Origin of the sequence: Serratia sp. CY33802 (genome assembly GCF_052169095.1) — a bacterium.
GTDB lineage: Bacteria > Pseudomonadota > Gammaproteobacteria > Enterobacterales > Enterobacteriaceae > Serratia > Serratia bockelmannii.
Genome location: NZ_JBJNLL010000001.1, coordinates 1,385,604 through 1,392,559, shown reverse-complemented (window position 1 = coordinate 1,392,559; position 6,956 = coordinate 1,385,604). Strand labels below are relative to the sequence as shown.

Sequence of the window (6,956 nt, the reverse complement as noted above, 5' to 3'; positions counted from 1 at the left end):
GTCGTAAGTAACCGATAGAAGCAAATGTCAGATCGCGATGCGCCTGTTAGGGCGCAGCTGGCAAGAGAGCCTTATAGGCGCATATGAAAAACCTCCGGCTATGCCGGAGGATATTTATTCTTTTCAAAGACGAGCGGCTTCCGGCAGGCGTTTCAGGTAATGCACCACCAGCAGCGCCAGCAACAGCATCAGGCTGATAAACGCCGCTACGCCATTCCAGCCGAAGCTGTGCCAGAACACGCCGCCGAGGGTGCCGGCCACGCTGGAGCCGACGTAATAGCAGAACAGATACAGCGACGACGCCTGGCCTTTGGCGCGGCGCGCACGGCGGCCAATCCAGCTGCTGGCCACCGAGTGGGCGGCGAAGAAACCGGCGGTGAACAGCATCATGCCGATAAAGATCGCCGGCACCTGCGGCAGCGCGGTAATCAGGATCCCGATCAGCATAATCACGATTGACGCCAGCAGCACCGGGCCACGTCCGAAGCGCGAGGTGAGCGCGCCGGCCTTGGGCGAGCTGTAGGAACCGGTGAGGTACACCACCGACAGCAGGCCGACAATCGCCTGGCTCAGGTGGTAAGGATCCGCCAGCAGGCGATAGCCGATATAGTTGAACAGGGTGACGAAGCTGCCCATCAGCAGGAAACCTTCCGCGAACAGCAGCGGCAAGCCCTTATCGTGCCAATGCAGCTTGAAGTTGATCAGCAGGGTGCGCGGGCGCAGCGAGCTGGCGCGAAAATGCCGCGAGGCAGGCAGGATACGCCAGAACATGCAGGCGGCGGCGAGGGCGAACAGGCCGATGACCCCGAGCGATACGCGCCAGGAGAAGAAGTCGGTCAATACCCCGGTCACCAGGCGGCCGCTCATGCCGCCGATCGAGTTGCCGCTGATGTACAGCCCCATCGAGAAGGCGACGAAGCTGGGATGGATCTCTTCGCTGAGATAGGTCATGCCGACCGCCGCCACGCCGCTCAGCGACAGGCCGATCAGCGCGCGCATCAGCAAAATGCCGTGCCAACTGGTCATAAAGGCGCAGATCAGCGTGCAGACCGCCGCCAGCAGCAGCGCTACCACCATCACCGATTTACGGCCGATGGCGTCTGACAGCGGCCCGGTGAACATCAGGCCGATCGCCAGCAGGCCGGTAGAGACCGAAAGCGACAGGCTGCTTTCCGCCGGCGATACGCCGAAGTCTTGCGACAGCACCGGCAGGATCGGCTGCACGCAGTAGAGCAGCGCGAAGGTTGCCAGCCCGGCGGAAAACAGCGCCAGCGTTACGCGCATAAACTGCGGCGTGCCGCGTTCGATATAGGGGAGTTTGTTGTTGAGGGTGGAGCGTTTTACTTTTGGCGCAGCGGCCGCGTCATCGTTGGCGGCCAGCGTCGACGGCATCACGGCCGCAGAACGCACAGGGGTTGTCACAGCGTTTCCTTACCGAACTTCGGGGAGATAAACAGACACTTTGCAGATAACAAAATGATAGGGAGTGGCGAATTTTTTGTCTAATATATTAATAATTCAAATTAAGACGTTTTAAATATGAATATCGAGCTGAGACACCTGCGTTACTTTATTGCCGTGGCGGAAGAGCTGCATTTTGGCCGTGCCGCCGAGCGGTTGCGGATCTCCCAGCCACCGCTCAGCCAGCAAATCCAGGCGCTGGAAGAGATGGTCGGCGCGCGGCTGCTGGCGCGCAACAACCGCAACGTCAGTTTGACCCAGGCCGGGGAAATGTTCCTCAAAGAAGCCTACCAGGTGCTCGATCAGGTCGGGCGCGCGGCGGAAAAGGCGGCGCGTCTGGATCGTGGCGAACTGGGGGAAATGACCATCGGCTTTACCTCTTCCGCGCCCTTTATCGGCGTGGTGGCGCGCAGCCTGCGCACCTTTCGTCAGCAGTCCCCGCAGGTGCATATCAAAATGCGCGAAATCAACACCAAACAGCAGATCGAACCGCTGCTGAACGGTGAGCTGGATCTGGGGGTGATGCGCAACACGCGGCTGCCGGAGGCGCTGCACTATCAGCTGCTGCTGCGCGAACCGCTGGTGGCGGTGGTGCCGGAGGGGCATCCGCTGGCGGAAACGCCCGGCGGCGGGCTGCGGTTCCAACATCTGGCGCAGGAGCCGTTCGTGTTCTTCTCGCGCGAAGTGGGCACCGCGCTGTATGACGAAATCCTGCTGCTGCTCAGCAAGGCCGGCATTACTCCCTATATCACCCAGGAAGTGGGGGAAGCGATGACCATCATCGGGCTGGTCTCCGCCGGGTTGGGGGTGTCGATTTTGCCAGCGTCATTCGCCCGAGTGCGGGTGGACGGCGTGCGCTATTTGCCGCTGGCGGAGCCGGACGCCACCACCGAAGTTTGGCTGGTGCATCACCGCCGCCGGCCGCTGACCGCCGCGGCGCAGGCGCTGATGGCGTTGATGCTGAAATGACGTTGAGGTTGGGCAAATAAAAATCAATTCACGCTGAAATTGCGAGGAATTTGTGCAGCAAATCACATAACGAATCAAATAGTTGACGCTGTATGACAAAAGCCCCACCATAACCCCTAGTCTTTATTTAGAAGCGCGAAAAATAGTAGGAGCCGGTTTGTGATTGCGGTTGGGCAGCCTGGGCATATCGATCAAATCAAGCAGACCAATGCGGGGGCGGTTTATCGGCTAATCGATCAGCTGGGCCCGATTTCGCGTATCGAACTGTCAAAACGCGCACAGCTGGCGCCCGCCAGCATCACCAAGATCGTGCGCGAACTGCTGGAAGCCCATCTGGTCAAGGAAACCGAGTACCAGGAAATCGGCAGCCGGGGCCGCCCGGCGGTGGGGCTGGTGCTGGACACCGAGGCTTGGCATTACCTTTCCGCCCGTATCAGCCGCGGCAGCATCACGCTGGCGCTGCGCGATCTCAGCAGCAAACTGGTGGTGGAAGAGTTGCTGCCGCTGGCGGCCGAACACCCTGAACCGCTGCTGAAACGCATCCTGACCGAAGTCGACCAATTCTTTATCCGCCACCAAAGCAAGCTGGAGCGGCTGACGGCGATCGCCATCACGCTGCCGGGCATGATCGACGTGCAGTCCGGCGTGGTGCACCGCATGCCGTTTTACGACGTGCTGGAGATGCCGCTCGGCCCGGCGCTGGAAACCCGCACCGGCCTGCCGGTTTACTTGCAGCATGACATCAGCGCCTGGACCATGGCCGAGGCGCTGTATGGCGCCTCGCGCGGCAGCCAGAACGTGATTCAGGTGGTGATCGACCACAACGTCGGCGCCGGGGTGATCACCGGCGGCCACGTGCTGCACGCCGGCAGCCACAGCGTGGTGGAGATCGGCCACACCCAGGTCGATCCGTACGGCAAACGCTGCTATTGCGGCAACCACGGCTGCCTTGAAACCGTAGCCAGCATCGAGAACATCCTGGAGATCGCCCAGCAGCGGCTGAGCGGTTCGATGAGCTCCAGCCTGCACGGCGCGCCGCTGACCGTTGAATCGCTGTGCGACGCCGCGCTGGCGGGCGATCAGCTGGCGCGGGACATCATTCTCGGCGTCGGCCACAGCGTGGGGCGCATTCTGGCGATCATGGTCAACCTGTTCAATCCGGAGAAGATCCTGGTGGGCTCGCCGCTCAACCGCGCGGCGGAGATCCTGCACCCGGCCATCGCGTCCTGCATTCGCCAGCAGGCGCTGCCGGCCTACAGCGAGCAGGTCAAGGTCGAATCCACGCAGTTCTTCAATAAGGGCACCATGCCCGGCGCCGCGCTGGTGAAAGAGGCGCTGTACAACGGTTCGCTGCTGGTGCAATTGCTGCAAGGCTAACATCAGAACTTCTTATTAATCCCGCAAAAGATTGAGCTACCTCAAGCCCCTACGTGGCAGCATCCCCTAGAATTTTTCCGAAAGACTTCTTCGCCGCCGATGCGGCGACACATTGTTAACGGGGCATTCTGGGGCATTTTATTCATGTTGAAGCGTTTATTTGTGACAGGCACGGATACCGACGTCGGTAAAACCGTGGTTTCCCGCGGGTTGATGCAGGCGCTGGCCGCCGAAGGCCGTTCAGTGGCCGGCTACAAGCCGATCGCCGCGCGCTGCCAGGAAACCAGCGAGGGCATCCGCAATAAAGACGCTTTGGTGTTGCAGGCATCTTCAACCTTGCCGCTGTCCTACGAGGAGATCAACCCCATCACTTGTCTGGATGAGGTGTTTCACGCGCATGCGACCGAGGATATCAACTATGGCCTGATGAGCAGCGGCCTGCGGGATCTGTCCGCCAAAGCCGATACGGTGGTGGTGGAGGGCAGCGGCGGCTGGCGCGTGCTGATGAACGATCTGCGGCCGTACGCCGAATGGGTGGTGCAGGAGCAACTGCCGGTGGTGCTGGTGGTGGGCATCAAGCTGGGCTGCGTCAGCCACGCTCTGCTGACCGCGCAGTCGATCATCAACGACGGCCTGCCGCTGCTGGGCTGGGTGGCCAACCGCATCAATCCGGGGTTGGCGCACTACGCTGAAACCATCACGGCGCTGCAGCAGCGCATTTCCGCGCCGCTGCTGGGTGAAATTCCGTATCTGCCGCGCGCGGAGCAGCGCGAACTGGCGCACTACCTCGATATTTCCACGTTGCTGTAGCCCATTCAGGCACAGAACGTCGCCAACAATCGGGCGGCGATCAACAGGCCCAGCCCATACACCGTGTGGGTGAGCAGGCTGAGGAGCCGCGCTCTGCGCGGATTGGCGGTTTTCGCCGCCGCCACGCCAAAGCCCAGCGCGGGCTGCATCACCAGAAACGGCGCCGCCAGGCTCAGCCAGCCGCTCAACAGCGCGATGCGCGGTTCCGGTGCCGCATACCACTCGATGCCCGCCAAACCGAGCGGGATAAAAGCGAACGCCAAGCCGATGGCGTAGTGCAGTATCCAGCCGATTTTTCTCTCACCCTGGCGCGGCGGCGCCGTGACGATGGTGGCGTGAAACCAGCGGCCGTCGAACATGCCGAGAAACCAGCGGCCCACCAGCGCGTAATCGAGGGAAGGGATGCCGAAGCGCCGCTTCAGCAGCAACGCCCACAAATCCATGCAGAGGGTGGCGCCGGCGCCGGTTAACAGGATGCGCACTAACATATCGGGGGTCATACGGGTGTCCTTAACTCAGTGACGTGATAATGTGCGCACAGTGTGCAACTTAAAGTCGGCTTCAAGTCAATGGCAAAAGAACTGGATATCGGCGCGGTGGCGCGCCTGAGCGGAGTCGCGCCTTCTGCGCTGCGGCATTACGAGAAAAAGGGGCTGATTGCGTCGATAGGCCGCCACGGTTTGCGCCGTCAATACGCCGCCGGGGTGCTCGATCAACTGCGGCTGATTGCGCTCGCGCGCCTGGCCGGCTTTACGTTGGATGAGATGAGTGCCTTGTTTGACGAACGGGGCCAAATCGCGATCGATCGCGGGCTGCTGGCGGCGCGGGCGGATGAGCTTGATCGCCATATCCAGCGCCTGATGCAGGTGCGCGACGGGCTGCGGCACATGGTCGATTGTCCTGAACCCGAGCACCTGCAGTGCCCGCAGTTCAGGAAAATATTGCAGCAGGGTGAGTTCTAAGCCTCGCGTTTGGGCGGCGCCGCCGTGTGGTACACCGACACCGGCCGCAGGCCGCGCGACACGGTGGTGGCGATCACGCAGGCCAGCAGAATGCCGGGCAGCAGCGCGTATTCGCCGGTCATTTCAAACACCATCAGCGCCGCCATGATCGGCGCATGGGTGGTGGCGGCCAGCAGGGTAGCCATGCCGGTCAGCGCCAGCAGCAGCGGCACCGCCGCATCCATGCCCGGCCACAGGCCAAACAGCTGACCGATGATTGAGCCGAGCGCGGCGCCGACGAACAGCGTCGGGGTGAAGACCCCGCCGGGTGCGCCCGACCCGCTGCTGGCAAGGATTGCCAACAGTTTACATACCAGGATCGCCCCCAGCAGCAACACCCCCGGTGGCGCAATCAGCAGCGCCTGTACCACGCTGTAACCGTTGCCCCACACCTGTGGGAACAGCAGCGAAAGCAGCCCGACGATCAGGCCGCCCAACGCCAGCTGCAACGGCGGCTTCAACCGCAGCGATCGGAACGCGCGGCCGGTGGCGGTCATCAGCCATAAAAACAGCGGCCCGCCGGCGCCGGCCACCACGCCGACCAGCGCCATCAGCAGGTATTGTGTCGGCAGAGGGGCGGAGAGCGGCGTCACCAGGTAGAGTGGCGCCTGGCCGCCGTTGAGCAGGTTGGTCATCAGCAGGGCGCTCACTGCGGCGATCACCACCGGGCCGAGCGAGGCCAGCATCAGGGTGCCGAACAGGATCTCGGCGATAAACAGGCTGCCCGCCAGCGGCGCATGATAGGCGCTGGCCATCCCGGCGGCGGCAGCGCAGGCCACCCACAGTTTCCATTCTTTCTCGTGCGTAAAGCGCTGGGCAAACAACGAGCCCACCAGCGCCGCCAGCAGGATCATCGCGCCTTCGCGGCCGATGGCGCTGCCGCTCGATACCACCAGCAGCGACGCCAGACACTTCACCAGACTGGCGCCGGTATCCAGCTTGCCGTTGCCGGTCTCAATCGCTTCCATATAGTCGGTGGGCGCAGCCGGACGCTGGTGGCGGTAGCGCTGGTGAACATACAGCAGCAGGCCCGCCGCCAGACCGCCCAGCGCGGGCGTCAGCGCGCGTCGCCAGCCGGGCAGCGCGGCGGCGGCGGCCACCAGGCTGCCGTCGGCATTGCCGAGCAGCAGCCACTCGAGGCCAATCATCGAACGGTGGAACAGCCACACCGCCAGGGCGGCGGCGACGCCGATAAACACGGCGATAAGCAGGCTGCGCAGCAGGGCGCGATAGTGGTGCAGGTGGACCAATCTTTTCATGCGTGGGCGGCGTCGTGAGAAAAATCAAAGGGTCATCAGCGCATTGTGCTTGGCGCTCCGGCCGATGACCAGTGAATCT

Annotated in this window: 7 protein-coding genes; 4 read left to right on the top strand and 3 right to left on the bottom strand. The window is 62.6% G+C overall.

What is annotated here, in order from left to right:
- Nucleotides 1–123: 123 nt before the first annotated feature.
- Nucleotides 124–1,392 carry an MFS transporter gene (locus tag ACJ8HA_RS06450; RefSeq protein ID WP_031300458.1) on the bottom strand — a complete coding sequence of 423 codons (1,269 nt, stop codon included), beginning with the start codon at nucleotides 1,390–1,392 and terminating at the stop codon, nucleotides 124–126.
- 147 nt (nucleotides 1,393–1,539) lie between these two features.
- Between ACJ8HA_RS06450 and ACJ8HA_RS06445 the strand changes: the two genes are divergently transcribed.
- The 3 genes from ACJ8HA_RS06445 to bioD all read left to right on the top strand — a co-directional run bounded on the left by ACJ8HA_RS06445 (nucleotide 1,540) and on the right by bioD (nucleotide 4,617).
- Nucleotides 1,540–2,430: a LysR family transcriptional regulator gene (locus tag ACJ8HA_RS06445; protein WP_049208127.1), complete on the top strand. Its 891-nt coding sequence runs from the start codon at nucleotides 1,540–1,542 to the stop codon at nucleotides 2,428–2,430.
- 159 nt (nucleotides 2,431–2,589) lie between these two features.
- Nucleotides 2,590–3,807 carry a sugar metabolism global transcriptional regulator Mlc gene (gene mlc, locus ACJ8HA_RS06440; protein WP_025302713.1) on the top strand — a complete coding sequence of 406 codons (1,218 nt, stop codon included), beginning with the start codon at nucleotides 2,590–2,592 and terminating at the stop codon, nucleotides 3,805–3,807.
- Nucleotides 3,808–3,951: 144 nt separating this feature from the next.
- Nucleotides 3,952–4,617, top strand: a complete 666-nt coding sequence (gene bioD, locus ACJ8HA_RS06435) for a dethiobiotin synthase (protein WP_025302714.1) — start codon at nucleotides 3,952–3,954, stop codon at nucleotides 4,615–4,617.
- 5 nt (nucleotides 4,618–4,622) lie between these two features.
- On the opposite strand, the gene ACJ8HA_RS06430 is transcribed toward bioD, so the two are convergent.
- Nucleotides 4,623–5,117: a DUF2938 family protein gene (locus tag ACJ8HA_RS06430; protein WP_043143271.1), complete on the bottom strand. Its 495-nt coding sequence runs from the start codon at nucleotides 5,115–5,117 to the stop codon at nucleotides 4,623–4,625.
- 69 nt (nucleotides 5,118–5,186) lie between these two features.
- On the opposite strand from ACJ8HA_RS06430, the gene ACJ8HA_RS06425 reads away from it, so the two are divergent.
- Nucleotides 5,187–5,579, top strand: coding sequence for a helix-turn-helix domain-containing protein (locus ACJ8HA_RS06425; protein ID WP_043143268.1), 393 nt, complete (start codon nucleotides 5,187–5,189; stop codon nucleotides 5,577–5,579).
- Here ACJ8HA_RS06425 and clcB read toward each other — a convergent pair.
- Nucleotides 5,576–6,877: a voltage-gated ClC-type chloride channel ClcB gene (clcB, locus tag ACJ8HA_RS06420; protein ID WP_043143266.1), complete on the bottom strand. Its 1,302-nt coding sequence runs from the start codon at nucleotides 6,875–6,877 to the stop codon at nucleotides 5,576–5,578. The two genes, ACJ8HA_RS06425 and clcB, sit on opposite strands and share 4 nt — an antisense overlap.
- Nucleotides 6,878–6,956 lie beyond the last annotated feature (79 nt).

Excerpts from the sequence above, each read along its gene's own strand:
- ACJ8HA_RS06450 (WP_031300458.1), bottom strand. The coding sequence starts at position 1,392 with ATGCCGTCGACGCTGGCCGCCAACGATGACGCGGCCGCTGCGCCAAAA.
- ACJ8HA_RS06445 (WP_049208127.1), top strand. The coding sequence starts at position 1,540 with ATGAATATCGAGCTGAGACACCTGCGTTACTTTATTGCCGTGGCGGAA.
- bioD (WP_025302714.1), top strand. The coding sequence starts at position 3,952 with ATGTTGAAGCGTTTATTTGTGACAGGCACGGATACCGACGTCGGTAAA.
- ACJ8HA_RS06430 (WP_043143271.1), bottom strand. The coding sequence starts at position 5,117 with ATGACCCCCGATATGTTAGTGCGCATCCTGTTAACCGGCGCCGGCGCC.
- ACJ8HA_RS06425 (WP_043143268.1), top strand. The coding sequence starts at position 5,187 with ATGGCAAAAGAACTGGATATCGGCGCGGTGGCGCGCCTGAGCGGAGTC.
- clcB (WP_043143266.1), bottom strand. The coding sequence starts at position 6,877 with ATGAAAAGATTGGTCCACCTGCACCACTATCGCGCCCTGCTGCGCAGC.